General features: G+C 62.8%; 8 protein-coding genes. 6 read left to right on the forward strand and 2 right to left on the reverse strand.

The window, feature by feature from the left end; all coding sequences use genetic code 11:
* The first annotated feature begins 259 nt into the window (after positions 1-259).
* The 5 genes from treS to treY are packed head-to-tail and all read left to right on the forward strand — an operon-like array spanning position 260 to position 12,327.
* The gene (gene treS / locus JQ611_RS00875) at positions 260-3,550 is read left to right on the forward strand and encodes a maltose alpha-D-glucosyltransferase (RefSeq protein ID WP_212464397.1); all 3,291 of its coding nucleotides are present in this window, start codon (positions 260-262) and stop codon (positions 3,548-3,550) included.
* A complete protein-coding gene (gene glgB, locus JQ611_RS00880; RefSeq protein ID WP_212464254.1) occupies positions 3,547-5,694 on the forward strand; it encodes a 1,4-alpha-glucan branching protein GlgB in 2,148 nt (715 codons plus the stop codon). The genes treS and glgB overlap by 4 nt, the downstream gene beginning before the upstream one ends.
* 3 nt (positions 5,695-5,697) lie before the next feature.
* Positions 5,698-7,773: a glycogen debranching protein GlgX gene (glgX, locus tag JQ611_RS00885; protein ID WP_212266963.1), complete on the forward strand. Its 2,076-nt coding sequence runs from the start codon at positions 5,698-5,700 to the stop codon at positions 7,771-7,773.
* The gene (gene treZ, locus JQ611_RS00890) at positions 7,770-9,527 is read left to right on the forward strand and encodes a malto-oligosyltrehalose trehalohydrolase (protein ID WP_212464256.1); all 1,758 of its coding nucleotides are present in this window, start codon (positions 7,770-7,772) and stop codon (positions 9,525-9,527) included. Before glgX ends, treZ begins: the two co-directional genes overlap by 4 nt.
* Positions 9,528-9,531: 4 nt before the next feature.
* Positions 9,532-12,327: a malto-oligosyltrehalose synthase gene (gene treY / locus JQ611_RS00895; RefSeq protein WP_212464258.1), complete on the forward strand. Its 2,796-nt coding sequence runs from the start codon at positions 9,532-9,534 to the stop codon at positions 12,325-12,327.
* On the opposite strand, the gene JQ611_RS00900 is transcribed toward treY, so the two are convergent.
* Positions 12,324-12,635 carry a polyhydroxyalkanoic acid system family protein gene (locus tag JQ611_RS00900; RefSeq protein WP_212389862.1) on the reverse strand — a complete coding sequence of 104 codons (312 nt, stop codon included), beginning with the start codon at positions 12,633-12,635 and terminating at the stop codon, positions 12,324-12,326. The two genes, treY and JQ611_RS00900, sit on opposite strands and share 4 nt — an antisense overlap.
* Positions 12,636-12,803: 168 nt before the next feature.
* Here JQ611_RS00900 and JQ611_RS00905 point away from each other — a divergent pair, with 168 nt between their 5' ends.
* Complete coding sequence (locus JQ611_RS00905; protein WP_192740124.1) at positions 12,804-12,968, forward strand: DUF3309 family protein; 165 nt, start codon at positions 12,804-12,806, stop codon at positions 12,966-12,968.
* A 136-nt stretch (positions 12,969-13,104) separates the two neighbouring features.
* On the opposite strand, the gene ligD is transcribed toward JQ611_RS00905, so the two are convergent.
* On the reverse strand, positions 13,105-15,756 hold the full coding sequence (ligD, locus tag JQ611_RS00910; protein ID WP_212389863.1) for a DNA ligase D: 2,652 nt from the start codon (positions 15,754-15,756) through the stop codon (positions 13,105-13,107).
* Between the last annotated feature and the right edge of the window lie 687 nt (positions 15,757-16,443).

The following is a 16,443-nucleotide window of genomic DNA, read 5'->3' on the forward strand; positions in this document are numbered from 1 at the left end:
AAATTGTCCAAATACAGGAAGGGGATAGACGGTGTCTAACGCTCAGCCCCTTGATCGGTTCCAGGGGAACCAAAGTCGGCCGAGCGGCTTTTTACATATGTTCGGAACGTCTCCTTTCTCGCAAGTGAAACGGGGGCGTCGTTTCCATGGCTATGGCATCACCGTGAACAAAAAAGTCCAAACCGGCGAAAGCTCCAAGGCCGGCGTCTCCTACCGATTCGATGCTGCCGATCCGCTGAATGACGGCGGCAGCTTTGCGATCGATGCAAGCGAGGTGCCAGCCGTCGAGTCCAGCGACGATGAGCTTTGGTACAAGGATGCCATTATCTATCAGCTCCACGTCAAGGCCTTTGCCGACAGCAACAATGACGGCATCGGCGATTTCGCAGGACTGACGGAGAAGCTGGGTTACCTGCAGGACCTCGGCGTCACCACGCTGTGGCTGTTGCCGTTCTACCCCTCACCCGGGCGTGATGACGGCTACGACATCGCCGACTATGGCGACATCAATCCCGATTTCGGGACGATGAAGGATTTCAGGCGCTTCATCCAGGAAGCCAAGCGGCGCGGCCTGCGCGTCATCACCGAGCTCGTCGTCAATCACACCTCCGACCAGCACGACTGGTTCAAGCGCGCCCGGCGCAGCGGCCCGGATTCGAGCGCGCGCAACTGGTATGTCTGGAGCGATACCGACCAGAAATACCAGGGCACGCGGATCATCTTCACCGATACCGAGAAGTCGAACTGGACCTGGGACCCGGAAGCCGGCCAGTTCTACTGGCATCGCTTCTTCGCGCACCAGCCGGATCTCAATTTCGACAATCCGCGCGTGGTCAGCGCGCTGGTGAAGGTGATGAAGCGCTGGCTCGATACCGGCGTCGACGGTTTCCGCCTCGATGCCATTCCCTATCTGTGCGAGCGCGACGGCACCAACAACGAGAACCTTCCCGAGACCCACGCCATCATCAAGCGGCTGCGCATCGAGCTCGACGCCTATGCCAAAGGCAAGGTGTTGCTGGCGGAGGCCAACCAATGGCCCGAGGACGTGCAGGAATATTTCGGCCGCAGCGATGAATGCCACATGGCCTATCACTTCCCGCTGATGCCGCGCATCTACATGGCGATCGCGCAGGAAGACCGCTTTCCGATCACCGACATCCTGCGGCAGACGCCTGACATTCCGAGCAATTGCCAATGGGCGCTGTTCCTGCGCAACCATGACGAGCTGACGCTGGAAATGGTTACCGACGTCGAGCGCGATTATTTGTGGTCGACCTACGCCAACGACCCCCGCGCCCGCATCAATGTCGGCATCCGCCGGCGCTTGGCGCCGCTGATGGACAATGACCGGCGCAAGATCGAGCTGATGAACTCGCTGCTGCTGTCGTTCCCGGGCACGCCGATCATTTATTACGGCGACGAAATCGGCATGGGCGACAACATCTATCTCGGCGATCGCAACGGCGTGCGCACGCCGATGCAATGGACGCCGGACCGCAATGGCGGGTTCTCGCGCGCCGATCCGGCGCGGCTTTATGCACCCACCATCATGGATCCCGTCTACGGCTATGAATCCGTCAACGTGGAGGCGCAGTCGCGCAGCCTGTCGTCGCTGCTGTCAGCCACCAAACGGCTGATCGCGGTCCGCAAATCGACGCTGGCTTTCGGCCGCGGCACCATGACGTTCATCCGCCCGGAAAACCGCTCGGTGCTGTGCTATGTGCGCCAGTACGAGGACGAGGCCATTCTCTGCGTCGCCAATTTGTCGCGCTCCGCACAGGCCACCGAACTCGATCTCTCCCCGTGGAAGGACCGGATTCCCCTGGAGATGCTCGGCCGCACGCGCTTCCCCGCGATCGGCGAACTGCCCTACATGATCACGCTGGCGCCGTACGGCTTCTACTGGTTCGAGCTGCAGGAGCGCGACAAGTCCGAGCCGGTGGTGCAGCGGGCGGTGCCCGAATTCGAAACGCTGGTGGTGCCGCTGGGCGCGACCTGGGTATCGCTGGCGCGCACCCGCGGCGTGTTCGAACGCGACGTGCTGCCCGGGCATCTGGCGCGGACGCGCTGGTACCCGGAGCGATCGGCCAAGGCGATCCAGCCGACGCTGATTTCGGCGATCCCGTTCTGCGATATCGGTGATAACAGGCCATGGCTCGCCTTCTTCAAGTCGACGCAACGCGGCGTCACCACGCGCTACGTGCTGCCGTTGCAGATCGAATGGGTGCGCTTCGACCGCGAGCGCTATAACCCGCGCGCGCTGGCCGCCGTGCGTCAGGGCGCCCGTGAAGGAACATTGCTCGACGTCGCCAACGACCAGATTTTCATCGCGATCTTGCTGCGAAACCTCAAGGAGTCGCTACTCGTCGACGAAAGCGAGCAGGGTTTGAAGCTGGAATTCCGGCCGACCAGCCGTTTCTCCGATAAGGCGATCAAGCAGCCCGAACACATCCGCACGATCGAGACCGAGCGGGTCGACAGTACTGCGCAGGTGGATGACGATTATGTCGTCAAGATCTACCGCACGCTGCAGGCCGGCATCAGTCCCGAGATCGAGATGGGCCGTTTTCTGACCGAGATCGCCGGCTATGCCAACACGCCGGCGCTGCTCGGCAGCGTCGAACTGATTGACGGCGACGAACGAAACGCTATCGGCGTCCTGCATGCTTTCGTCGCCAACCAGGGCGACGCCTGGACCGTGACCGCGGCCTATCTCGACCGCTTCGTCGACGAGCAGCGCCTGCTGGCGGCAAGCGAGCGTGTCAGGGAAAGCGAGGATCAGGTCTCTTTTCTGCGCTACATGTCGCAGGCCGGCCGGCGCGTCGCCGAGATGCATGTCGCACTGGCAAGCAATAATGAGCTTCCCGACTTCGTGCCGGAGCCCATCAAGCACGAGGATGTCCAGCGCTGGTTCGGCGACACCCTGGCCCGCGTCGAGCGCGTCTTCGACACGCTGAAGCAACGACGCGATACGCTGAAAGAGGCGGATCGTCCGCTGGTCGATCAGCTATTGGCCCAGCAATCCGGCCTGCCCGATCGGCTGAAGGCGCTGTTGCCGCAAGAAAACGCCGGGCTCAATATCCGCCATCACGGCGACTTCCATCTTGGCCAGCTGCTGATCGTCAAGGACGACATCTTCATCGTCGATTTCGACGGCGATCCGCGGCGCTCCATCGCCGAGCGTCGGCGCAAGGCGCCCGCGGCGCGCGACGTCGCCAGCATGATCCGTTCGATCGATTATTCGACGACTGCTGCCCTTGAGCGGGCGCTCAAGGTGGCCCACGATGAAAACGGCAGGCTCGGGGCTGCGCTCGCGGAGTGGCGCAATCGGGCGACCGCCGCGTTCCTGGCCGCCTATCGCGAAGCCATGGTTAACAAGCGCCTTTGGCCAGCCGACCCCGAAGCCGCCGAGTCGATGCTCAACTTCTTCCTGCTGGAGAAGGCATGCTACGAGATCGAATATGAACTATCCTACCGGCCGGATTGGCTACGAACGGCCTTGACCGGAATGCTCCGTATTTTGCCGCAACAGTCGCTTGAGGCCTTATGACCAAGCTACCCGCCGAGGCCTATGCGATCATCCAGGGCAATCACACCGACCCCTTCCATTATCTCGGCCTTCATACCGAGGGCGACCGCAAGATCGTTCGTGCGTTCCTGCCGGAGGCCTCCAATGTCGAGGCAATCGGAGAACATGGTGAACGGGCGCCGCTGGCGCGGATCCATGATGCCGGGCTATTTGCCGGTGCGCTGCCGAACGGCTCTACGCGCTATCAATTGCGCGCCCGGTTCGGCGACAAACTGGTCGACCTCGACGACCCCTACCGTTTTCCGCCTGTCCTGAGCGACTTCGACCTTTACCTGCTCGGCGAAGGCACCCATCAGCGCATCTACGACAAGCTCGGCGCCCATCCGATGACGCTCGAAGGCGTCGAGGGCGTGGCCTTTGTCGTGCTGGCGCCGAACGCCCGCGGCGTCAGCGTGGTCGGCGATTTCAACTACTGGAATCCGCGCCGGCACCCGATGCGGGTGCGCGGCGTCGGCTATTGGGAGCTGTTCATTCCCCACGCCAGCGTCGGCGACCACTACAAGTTCGACATCATCGAACCCAACGGACAGCATTTGCCGCTGAAGTCCGATCCGGTCGCCTTTGCCGCCGAAGTGCGTCCCAAGACCGCCTCGATCGTTTTCGACCAGGCCAATCTGCCGCGTCCGCGCCCGGCACCGGTTGGCATGAATGCGTTGAACGTGCCGATGTCGATTTACGAGGTTCATCTCGGTTCATGGCGGCGCAAGGGCAGCAACGATTGGCTGACCTACCGCGAACTCGCCGAGCAGCTTCCGGCCTATGTCAGGAATCTCGGATTTACCCATGTCGAACTTCTTCCCATCAGCGAACATCCGTTCGACGGCTCGTGGGGCTATCAGCCGACGGGCATGTTCGCACCGACCAGCCGGTTCGGCACGCCGGAGGATTTTGCCGCGCTGGTCGATGCCTTCCATCGCGAGGGCATTGCCGTGCTGCTGGACTGGGTGCCCGGACACTTCCCCGACGATCCCCATGGCCTCGGCCATTTCGACGGCACCGCATTGTACGAGCACGCCAACCCCTTGCAGGGCCGCCATCTCGACTGGGGCACGCTGATCTACAATTACGGCCGCACCGAAGTGGTGAATTTCCTGGTGTCGAACGCGCTGTTCTGGCTTGAGCGCTACGCCATCGACGGGCTGCGCGTCGATGCGGTCGCCTCGATGCTCTATCTCGACTACTCCAGGCCCGCCGGCGAATGGATTCCGAACCAGCTTGGCGGGCGGGAAAATCTCGAAGCCATCGGCTTTCTGCGCCGCTTCAACACCGAAGTGTTCGGACGCTTCCCGGACGCCACCACCGCGGCGGAGGAATCCACCGCATGGCCGCAAGTCTCCCGCCCGGTCGAATATGGCGGGCTTGGCTTCGGCTACAAGTGGAACATGGGCTGGATGCACGACACGCTGAAATATATCGGCAAGGATCCGATCCACCGCAAATTCCATCACGGCGACATCCTGTTCGGCCTGCAATATGCGTTCTCGGAAAACTTCATCCTGCCGCTGTCGCATGACGAAGTCGTGCACGGCAAACGCTCGATCCTGGGACGGATGCCCGGCGACGACTGGCAGCGTTTTGCGAATTTGCGCGCCTATTACAGCTTCATGTTCGGCCATCCCGGCAAGAAGCTGATGTTCATGGGCTGCGAATTCGGCCAGGAGCGCGAGTGGGATCACGATCACTCGCTGGATTGGCACCTGCTGCAACAGCCAAGGCATGCCGGCATCCACAGCCTGGTCCGCGACCTCAACCACCTCTATCGCACGGTGCCGGCGCTGCACGAGCTGGATTGCAGCCAGCCGGGCTTCGAATGGGTCATCACCCATGATTCCGGCGGCAACGTCTTTGCCTGGGTCCGCAAGGGCCTTGATCCGCGAGCGCGCTGCCTTGTGGTCGTGAACTTCTCGCCCAACGTCTACTATGATTACCGGGTACGCGCGCCGTTTGCCGGCAAATGGAAAGAAGTGTTCAATTCGGACTCCGCGCATTATGGCGGCAGCAATGTCGGCAATGTCGGCGAGGTCCGGACGCTGGAGGGCAACATCCCCGAACTCAACCTGACCATTCCGCCGCTGGCCGCGATCTTTCTCGTACCGGAAAGCTGACGCATGCGCCTGACCGCGGGAACGCCCTCACGTCTCGGCGCAAGCTGGGACGGAAGAGGCACCAATTTTGCGCTGTTCTCGGCCAACGCAGAGAAGGTCGAGCTTTGCCTGTTCGACGGCCAGGGCCGCCGCGAGCTCGAGCGCATTGAATTGCCCGAACGTACCGAGGATGTCTGGCACGGCTATCTCAACGACGTCTCACCCGGGCAGCTCTACGGCTATCGGGTCCACGGGCCCTACCATCCCGAGCACGGGCACCGCTTCAACGCCAACAAGCTGCTGCTCGATCCCTATGCAAGGCGGCTGGCCGGCCGGCTGGTCTGGAGCGACGCGCATTTCGGCTATCGGGCCGGCAGTTCGCGCGAGGATCTCTCCTTCGACCGGCGCGACAACGCCCGCGGCATGCCCAAAGCGGTCGTGGTCGACGAGACCTTCAATTGGGGCCGCCGCGAGATGCGCCCCAACATTTCCTGGGAAGACACCATCATCTACGAGGCCCACGTCAAGGGCCTGACGCAGAAGCGCGACGACGTGCCGCCGGGCCTGCGCGGCACCTATAGCGGGCTCGCCTCGCCTGCGATGATCGATCACCTCAAGCGCCTTGGCGTCACCACCATCGACTTGCTGCCGGTCCACGGGCTGATCGACGACCGCGTGCTGGTCGAAAAGAAGCTGGTCAACTACTGGGGCTACAACACACTGGCGTTCTTCGCGCCCGAAGGGCGCTACGCGCAGGACAATCCGCTCGATGCGTTCCGCACCACGGTGGCGCGGCTGCACGATGCCGGCATCGAGGTGATGCTCGACGTCGTCTACAATCACACCGCCGAAGGCAATCATCTCGGCCCGACGCTGTCGTTTCGCGGCATCGACAACGCGTCCTATTACTGGCTCAAGCCGGACAATCGGCGCTTCTATGACGACTTCACCGGCTGCGGCAGTTCGGTCAATCTGACCCATCCGCGCGTGCTGCAAATGGTGATGGATTCACTGCGCTATTGGGTCGAGGTCTGCCACGTCGACGGCTTCCGCTTCGATCTCGCCACCACGCTGGCGCGCGGGCCGAACGGTTATGACCGCAACGCCGCCTTCCTCACCGCCGTGCGGCAGGATCCGGTGCTGGCAACCGTCAAACTGGTCGCCGAACCCTGGGATCTCGGTTTGGGCGGCTATCAGGTCGGCGCGTTCCCGTCGCAATGGTCGGAATGGAACGACCGATATCGCAGCGCGATGCGGCGCTACTGGAGCGGCGAAGGCAGCCTGATCGGCGAAATATCGAGCCGCATGACCGCTTCCTCCGACCTGTTTCACCATGACAATCGCGCCCCGCGCGCCGGCATCAATCACATCACCGTTCATGACGGCTTCACGCTGGCGGATCTGTTCAGCTACAACGAGAAGCACAACGAGGCCAATGGCGAAGACAACCGCGACGGCTCCAGCCACAACGACAGCAACAATTGCGGGCATGAAGGCCCGACCGATGACGCTGCGATCATTGCGTTACGCCGCCAGCTCCGCAAGAACCAGCTGGCGTGCCTGATGCTCGCGCAGGGTACGCCGCTGATGCTGGCCGGCGATGAAGTCGGCAACTCGCAAAGCGGCAACAACAACGCTTATTGCCAGGACAACGAGATCGGCTGGGTTGGTTGGGAAAACCTCGGCAAGGAAGGCGAGGACCTCACCGATTTCATCGGCCATTTGACCGGCCTGCGCCGGCGGTTCGGCCAGATCCGCTGCCAGCGCTGGCTCGACGGCCGTCGCGCCGACGGCTCCTACGGCGTGCTGTGGCTGACGCCGGCGGCCGAGGAAATGAAGGAATCCGACTGGAAGTTTCCGGAAGGACGATTCCTCGCCTATGTGCTCGGACCGATGGAACAAGGACAAGCGCCGATCTTTATCGTTCTGAACGCCGCCCCCGAAGAGATCGCATTCAAATTGCCCAAGATGAGCAACTACAAGAGCTGGCAGCGGGTGCTGAATACCACCGAAAACGCACAAGCGACGGCCGACTTCGCCGCGGGCGCCAACCTGAAGGCGCCGCCGCGCTCGGTGCTCGCCTTTGCGGGCTCAGCATGAATGACCGACAATTTGGCCCAAAGCTGACGAAAGACGGCGCGCGCTTTCGCCTGTGGGCGCCGGCGGCCAAGCGCGTCGATCTGCTGCTGCAACAACCCCATGCGATGCAGGGCGGCGACGGTGGATGGTTTTCCACCAATATCCCGGGCGCGAAATCGGGCGCCCGCTACAAATTCCGCATCGACGACGAGATCGATATCCCCGACCCCGCGGCCGATTTTCAGCCCGAGGACGTCTTCGGTCCGAGCGAGGTGATCGACCACGCCGCCTTTCCGTGGCGCGCGACGGAGTGGCGCGGGCGGCCCTGGCAGGAAGCCGTCATCCTCGAGGCTCATGTCGGAACCTTCACGCCGGACGGCAGCTATCGCGCCATGATCGGGAGGCTCGATCATCTCGTGCAGACCGGCATCACCGCGCTGGAATTGCTGCCGCTGGCGGACTTCGCCGGCAGCCGCAACTGGGGGTATGACGGCGTGCTGTGGTATGCGCCCGACAGCGCCTATGGCCGGCCTGAGGATCTCAAGGCGCTGATCGACGAGGCGCATCTGCGCGGCCTGATGGTGTTTCTCGACGTGGTCTATAACCATTTCGGCCCCGAGGGAAATTATCTCGGCCGTTACGCGCCGGGGTTCTTTACGGAGGCCCACACCCCGTGGGGCAGTGCGATCGATTACCGCGTGCCGCAAGTGCGCGCCTTCGCGATCGAGAATGCGCTGCATTGGCTGCGCGATTATCGCTTCGACGGATTGCGGCTGGATGCGGTGAACAGCATCGTCGAACCGGGTGGGCTCTCGCTGCTGCACGATCTCAGCATGGCTGTGGGCCAGCTCGCCGCGGCAACCGGTCGGCACATTCATCTGGTGCTGGAAAACGGCGACAACCGCGCCAGCATACTGGACGCTGCGCAGGACCCGCCGCGCGGCAAATATCGCGCGCAGTGGAACGATGATTATCATCACGCCTGGCGCGTGCTGATGACCCGCGAAAAGCAGGGTTATTATTGCGACTATCAGCGTTCGCCGCTGGACGACATCGCCAGATCGCTATCCTCAGGATTTGTCTACCAGGGCGAGGTGTCGGAATTTCGCGGCGGCACGCGCGGCGAACCGAGCGGCAAGCTCGCACCGACGGCTTTCATCAATTTCCTGCAGAACCACGACCAGATCGGCAACCGCGCCTTTGGCGACCGGCTCGAAGGCGTAGCGCGTCCGGAAGCCATCGAAGCGGCGCTCGCCGTCATGCTGTTGGCCCCTGCGATCCCGATGCTGTTCATGGGGGAGGAATGGGGCTCGAAAACTCCCTTCCCATTCTTCTGTGATTTCAAGGGCGATCTTGCGGACGCGGTCCGCAAGGGCCGCCGCAGCGAATACGCCTGGGCCTACGCCGAATATGGCGACGAGGTCCCCGACGCGTTGGCGCCATCCACCTTCCAATCGGCTGTCCTCAACTGGAATGAACGTGCCGAGCCGGCGGCACAACGACGGCAGTCAACCGTGCAGCAGATGCTGGCGATCCGCAGGCGAGAGATCGTCCCTCGCCTCGCAGGCGCGGCGTTCGGCGAAGCAAAGGCCGCCGGCAATGGCCTGCTGACGGCCAGTTGGCGCATGGGCGATGGCGCCACGCTTCGCCTGCTCGCCAACCTGTCAGACCTGGAGATCGCCAATACATCGGGCGAATTCCAGGGAACCCTGATCTGGGGCAGCGAGTTGGGAGAACGCGTCCCGCCATGGTCGGTGCACTGGCGCATCGGATAGGAAAATGCCCCCGGCGATCCCGATCGCGACCTACCGCCTGCAGCTTTCGGCGGATTTCGATTTCGACGCGGCCGCTTCCGTCGTCCCGTATCTTGCGGCGCTCGGGATCACGCATCTCTACGCTTCGCCCTTCATGACGGCGCGCAAGGGCAGCACGCACGGGTACGACATCACCGATCACACAAGGTTCAATCCCGAGCTCGGCGGCGAAGCCGGCTTCGAGCGGTTGAGTGCGGCGCTGCGGAAATACGATCTCGGCCTGATCCTCGACTTCGTGCCCAATCATGTCGGGGTGCATTTCGCCGATAATCCATGGTGGCTGGACGTGCTGGAATGGGGCCAGACCTCGCCGCACGCGGCATCCTTCGATATCGACTGGGAACTGCTGCCGTATCGCGCGCGCGGCGGCGTGCTGCTGCCGATCATCGGTTCATCCTATGGTCAGGCGCTGGAAAGCGGCGAGATCGAACTGCGCTATGATGCCAACGAAGGCAGCTTCTCGGCATGGTATTTCGAGCATCGGCTGCCGATCGCACCCGAGCGCTACAGCGAAATCCTGCGAACCGTCGTCAGAGAAGCAGGCGCCGAAGATCGTCCAGCCGGCAAGGACATCCTCGCCCTCGCCGCGCGCTACCACGGGCTGCGCCGCCCCAACCGGAAGGAAGCCCCGGCGTTCAAGGCGGGGTTGCGGGCGATCGCCGGAAGCACTGCGGCCATCACGCACGGGATCGACGCCTATCGCGCCGGACCGGATCGTCCCGCTCAGACGCTGGCGCTGCACCACCTTCTCGAACGCCAGCATTACAAGCTCGGTCACTGGCGGCTTGCCTCCAGCGACATCAACTACCGCCGCTTCTTCGACGTCAATTCGCTCGCGGGATTGCGCGTCGAGGACGCCGGCACCTTTGAGGCCATCCATCAACTCGTCAGACGGCTGATCACGGAAGGAAAGCTGCAGGGCCTGCGGCTCGACCATATCGACGGCCTGCGCGATCCCGTCCAATATTTTCAGCGCCTGCGCCGCCTGATCCGCGGCGCGCAGGGCAGTAAGCCATTCTATATGGTGATCGAGAAGATTCTCGGGGAAGGCGAACAGCTGCCTTCCTTCACCGGGGTTCACGGTACCACCGGCTACGAGTGGATGAACACGATTACGCAAGCGCTGGTCGACGGCAATGGCCTCGAACCGCTCAGCGAAATCTTTCGCCAGATCAGCAGCCAGTCGCCGAAACTCGAACCGATCCTGAGGGAGGCTAAGCGCCGGGTGCTGGAAACCCTGCTGACCAGCGAGTTCACGGTGCTGACGCGCCTCCTGGCGCGCATCGCCAGCGGACACTACTCGACACGGGACTATTCCGCCGACAGTCTGCGGCAGGCGCTGGAACTCTATGTGCTGCATTTCCCGGTCTACCGGACCTATTTGACCTCGTCGGGTCCGAACGCCCATGACCGTGCGCTGATCTCGCAAACTCTCCAGAAGGCACGCGCCGACTGGTTCGCGGCCGATGACGGCATTTTCGAATTCCTGCGCGACACCCTGACCATGGACCTGCTCAAGCCCGGCCGGCCGCCACACAGCGCGCCGCGCGTGCGGCGATTTGCGCTGAAGGTGCAGCAATTCACCGGGCCGATGATGGCGAAATCGCTCGAGGACACCACGTTCTATCGCTACCACCGCCTGCTCGCACTCAACGAGGTCGGCGGAGACCCATCTGCCAGGGCGCTCTCCGTCGATGATTTTCATCAGGTCATGCAGACGCGCGCCGGGGAATGGCCGCATGGCATGACCGCGACCGCAACGCATGACACCAAGCGGGGCGAGGACGCCCGCGCCCGGATCATGGCGCTGTCCGAGATCCATGGCGAGTGGACCAGCGCCGTGGCGCGGTGGAAGGTTCTCAACGCGCCCCATCTGGTCATCGACGGCGAGATGCGGGCGCCGTCGGCGACATTCGAATACATGCTCTATCAGGCCCTGCTGGGCGCCTGGCAGCCGGACGACGAGGGGTTCCTGGAGCGGATGCAGGCCTATGCGCTGAAGGCGGCGCGCGAGGGCAAGGAAGAGACCAGCTGGCTCAATCCGCACGCGGCTTATGAAGCGGGACTGAAGACCTTCATCGCGCGCATTCTGGACCGCTCCATTTCCGCCGAGTTTTTGGACGCGCTTGATGCACTGGCGCGGCGCGTATCGCTATTAGGCGCCTTGAACTCGCTGAGCCAGATCACGCTGAAGGCAACGATGCCGGGCGTACCCGATTTCTATCAGGGCACCGAGCTTTGGGATTTCTCGCTGGTCGATCCCGATAACCGGCGACCAGTCGACTTTGCCAAACGTGCCCACCTGCTCGCTTCACTGCAGACACCGGACTGGGACCATTTGGTGCAGGATTGGCCGAGCGGCAAGTTGAAACTGGCCTGGACGCGGCATCTCCTCAAATTGCGCACTGGGCTCGCCGATGTCTTCACCAACGGCGATTATCAGCCACTGGATATCAGCGGACCTCATCGCGACCACTTTATCGCCTTTGCCCGCCGTCGCGGCCGCGAGGCCGCAATCGTCGTCGTCACGAAATCGTCCGCCGCGTTCTCCGAGAGTGGCCGGGCGTGGCCCCGCGCCGAAAGCCATGATGCCACCCTCGACGTCACCGGTTATTCGGCGGAAGGCTTTGCCGACGCCGATGCCTCACAATTGCGGTTGTCCGACCTGTTGGCGCACCTGCCTGTGGCCGTGCTGAAGGCCAGATATCACGGCGCGGCGCAGCGTGCGCCAAAGCGCAGGCGCTTGATACCAACGCCCTAGTTCTTCTTGGTCAACAACAGATTGCCGCGACTCCGGATCGCGGCCTGGGCCACTTCGGCGAAGCGCTGCAGCAGCCACGGCAACACGACCTCGACCTTCACATGATCGTCGGCGACATCGACATGCCCGGCAGCCGCCTGCCCGAGCGCGCGGACGCGAAAGACCATGCGGTTGTCTTCCCATCGCTCCTCATCGACGCTCAGCATCGGCACGCTCGACGCAGCGCGCGATAAACCTGTTTTGAGACGGCGCATGGCTTCTTCGCGGCCGAGGCTGTGCGGAATGGAAACGACCAGCGGTGCGGACATTGGACAAATCCTCGGGTCTGATCTTTCGGATGTAATTCCGTTCCGTTCGAAAGGAAGAGGCGGGCGCGATATGTGCACTGCAATAGGTGGAACTTTCACACCTGCCATTTGTTTTTCCGGTTGAGGGCAAGGCAAACAGGCGCCCAATGCCGGGCTGAGGAGAACTACATGTCACTCGGAACAATCATCCTGATCATTCTTATCATCGCCCTTCTCGGCGGCTTTTCCGGCATCGGCGGCGGACCGTTCTACGGCACCGGCTATTACGGTGGCGGCGGCCTCGGGCTGGTGATCGTGATCCTGCTGATATTGTTGTTGCTCGGGAAGCTGTGATCTCTGAGTAAAGAGATTTTCCGTCATGGCCGGGCTTGTCCCGGCCATCCACGTCTTCCTTGCTTGAGCTTGGCAAAGACGTGGATGCCCGGCACAAGGCCGGGCATGACGACTTGGCTGTGTTCGCTGCCCTCCATCACTTCCCCGCCAGCTTTTTCATCGCCGCCTTGATCGACGCCGCCGCCTCATCATAGCCCTGCCACGCCTTGGTTTTGGCCAGTAACGCCGGCACCGTGCGCACGGTGTATTTCTTTGGATCGAGATCGCCGCGCACCTGCGCCCAGGTCAGCGGCATTGAAACCGTAGCGCCCTCGCGCGCGCGCGGCGACAGCACGGCGACCGCGGTCGACATCCGGTCGTTGCGCAGATAGTCGAGGAAGATCTTTCCCTGGCGCTGCTTCTTCGACATGTTGAGCAGATAGCGCTCGGGATCGTCGTTCGCCATCCACTGGCAAACGCCCTGCGCGAACGCCTTCGCTTCCTTCCACGTCACCTTGTCCTTAGGCCCGTGGAGCAGCGGCGTCACCACGTGCAGTCCCTTGCCGCCGGTGGTCTTGCAGAAGCTCTCGAGGCCCACGGCAGTCAGCCGCTGCCGCATCTCCTTGGCGGCCTCGATCACGTCAGCAAATTCGACATCGGGCGCGGGGTCGAGATCGAACACCAGCCGGCCGGGCACATCTGGCGCATCAGGCGCGCAATTCCAGGGATGCAGTTCGAGCCCGCCGCTTTGGGCTACCGCAGCAAGGCCCTCGATGCGATCGATCTGCAGGTACGGCTTGCGGTCGCCGGAGACCTTGACGAGTTCGAGCAGCTCCGACTTGCCCGGCATGCCATGACGCTGAAAGAACGTCTCTCCCTTGATGCCATCGGGCGCGCGAACCACCGAGCACGGCCGTCCCTTGAGATAGCCGATCATCCATTCGCCGACCGCCTCGAAATAACGCGCAAGATCGAGCTTGGTCACGCCCTTGCCGTCCCCGCCGTCGGGCCACAGCGCCTTGTCGGGTTTTGAGATGACGACGCCCATCACCTCAGCGGATTTGCTGGCCGACGACTTGCCGGACCTGATCAAAGGTTTTGCCGCCTTGGTCATGACAGGCTTCTCCGCTTCAACCTCATTTGCCGGCTTGTCCTGCCGCAGCCCCTTGAACGCCGCCTGCCTGATGTTGCCGCCGTCGGTCCACCCCGCGAACTCGATCTCGGCAACGAGTTCAGGCTTCAGCCAATGCACGTCGCGGGTCTTCTTCGGCGCGTCCTTGCCGCCAAACGGGCTCTTGTCTGAACTCGCCGACTTCAGCGCCGGCATGATGCGCCGGACCGTATCCTGCCCAAAGCCGGTGCCCACGAGGCCGACAAAGGCGAGATGACCTTCGCGATAGACGCCGGCCATCAGCGAGCGGAATTTGCCGTTGGTGGTCTTCCAGCCGCCCAGCACCACCTCGTGTCCGGCGCGGGTCTTGGATTTGGTCCAACTTTCGGACCGCCCGGATCGATACGGCGCATCCAGCTTCTTGGAGATGATGCCTTCAAGCGCCAATTTGTTGGCGGCTTCCAGGACGGAATCGCCGCTTTCCTCGAAATGCGCGACGTACTGAATCAGACGGCCCTTGCGCTTCCTGGCTTCCAGAAGCTGCTTCAGGCGCGCCTTGCGCTCGCCAAGCGGGAGGCCGCGTAGATCCTCACCGCCGGCGAACAGCAGATCGAACGCGAAGAAGATCAGGGCGCCGGTTTTGCCGTCGGAGATTGCGGCCTGCAGCGTCGAGAAATGCGGTACGCCGTGGTGGTCGAGCGCCGCGATTTCACCGTCGATCAGCACATCCGGCAGCGATGTCGCCTCCTTGGCGATGGCGCCGAACTTTTCCGTCCAGTCCAGTGCTTTACGGGTTTTCAGGACGGCGTCGCCATCCTCGACCCGCAATTGCATGCGGTAGCCGTCGAATTTGATCTCGTGGCACCAGCCGTCCGAATTGGGTGGGCTTTCGGCCGAGGCGCAAAGTTGCGGCGCGACGAAATCCGGCATCGCGTCAATCTTCTTCGCCTTGGCGGCGGCGGGCGCCTTCGTTAGAGGCGCGGACCGCGCGATCGACGTCTTGATCGATGTTTTTCCCTGCGCCCGCGCTTCCGCCGCATCGCCGCGGTTGGAATGCCACACCGCATCCGCTTTGGTCTTGCCGCCCTTCGCCAGCATGAACGGCTTTGGCGCCCTCCCCTTGCCGTTCGCAATCTGATCCATCGAGCGGCCCGACGCGACCGATTTGTCCTCGTCGAGGATATCGTTGTCGTCCCCTTCCTTGACGAATTCGTCGCGATGCTTGATCAGCAGCCAGTTGGTGCGCTTGCCGCCATAGCGGTCGCCCTTCATCCGCACCAGCACCCAGCTGCCATGCAGCTTCTCGCCCTGCAGGTTGAATTTCAGGTCGCCCTTCTTGAAGCCGCGCTCGGGGTCGTCGGATTCCCAATAGCCGCGGTCCCAGAGCTGCACGGTCCCGCCGCCATATTGGTCATCCGGAATGGTGCCTTCGAAATCACCGTAATCGAGCGGATGGTCCTCGACCTCGACCGCGAGCCGCTTGTCGTGCGGATCGAGCGAGGGACCACGCGTCACCGCCCACGACTTGAAAACGCCGTCGAACTCCAGCCGGAGATCGTAGTGCAGCCGGGTCGCGTCATGCTTCTGGATCACGAACCGCCGCTGCTTCGACGGCGCCACCTTGACGTCGCCGGAGGGCTCGCTGGTCTTTTCGAAATCGCGTTTTTTCCGGTAGGTGTTCAGGTTTCGTAGCGACACGGTCTAGCCTCACATCCGTCCGGCGCCCCGCGAGGCGGCAACGTTATCCAAAACCCATGGTAACCGTTGAAGTTCCGAAACCAAAGCCCGCCGGGCGTGGCCTTAGCTCCATCAGCGCGTCGTCCCGGCGCCGGGACCCATACTCCGCGGCAATCATTGTTGAAGAAGGTCTCTAACGCCAGCGCCTAACCGATGGGCCGCGGCGTATGGGTCCCCCGATGCGCAATTGCGCATCTGAGCTCAAGGCCGGGACGACAGCGGTGTTTGTTGTTGCGCCGTTATCCAAAACACACCTTCGCATTCTCGCGGCGCGATGCGCCCGAGCTGTGCCAGAAACTTCCCGCCCTCTTCAAATAGAGGGCGCAGGGAAGACCGGGTGCGCGCTGCACCCGCGGTCCCGTGTGCGGTTTGCACTAAGTAGGCTGCACACGAGCATACAGGGCAGCGGAGAACACCCGGCCTTCCCTGCGCAATGGCTTTACGGCTTATGCCGTGATCTCCCCGGAGACGAGTTCTTGGTTGACTCCGTCACCGCCGGTTCAGCTCTCGCCTACCCGACAGCTTGACACCTGCAACGGGTGCCAGGACCACACGGTTTTGCCGTACGCTTATCCACGCCATCGTCGAGGCGTAAACCAGCGTCCACCGCAACCCGCCCAACGTCCGTGACGACGGCCGACGCCCTTT

Source organism: Bradyrhizobium sp. AUGA SZCCT0182 (genome assembly GCF_018130185.1).
GTDB lineage: Bacteria > Pseudomonadota > Alphaproteobacteria > Rhizobiales > Xanthobacteraceae > Bradyrhizobium.

Coding starts and splice junctions, on each gene's coding strand:
- glgB (WP_212464254.1), top strand. CDS start 3,547: ATGACCAAGCTACCCGCCGAGGCCTATGCGATCATCCAGGGCAATCAC.
- glgX (WP_212266963.1), top strand. CDS start 5,698: ATGCGCCTGACCGCGGGAACGCCCTCACGTCTCGGCGCAAGCTGGGAC.
- treZ (WP_212464256.1), top strand. CDS start 7,770: ATGAATGACCGACAATTTGGCCCAAAGCTGACGAAAGACGGCGCGCGC.
- treY (WP_212464258.1), top strand. CDS start 9,532: ATGCCCCCGGCGATCCCGATCGCGACCTACCGCCTGCAGCTTTCGGCG.
- JQ611_RS00900 (WP_212389862.1), bottom strand. CDS start 12,635: ATGTCCGCACCGCTGGTCGTTTCCATTCCGCACAGCCTCGGCCGCGAA.
- JQ611_RS00905 (WP_192740124.1), top strand. CDS start 12,804: ATGTCACTCGGAACAATCATCCTGATCATTCTTATCATCGCCCTTCTC.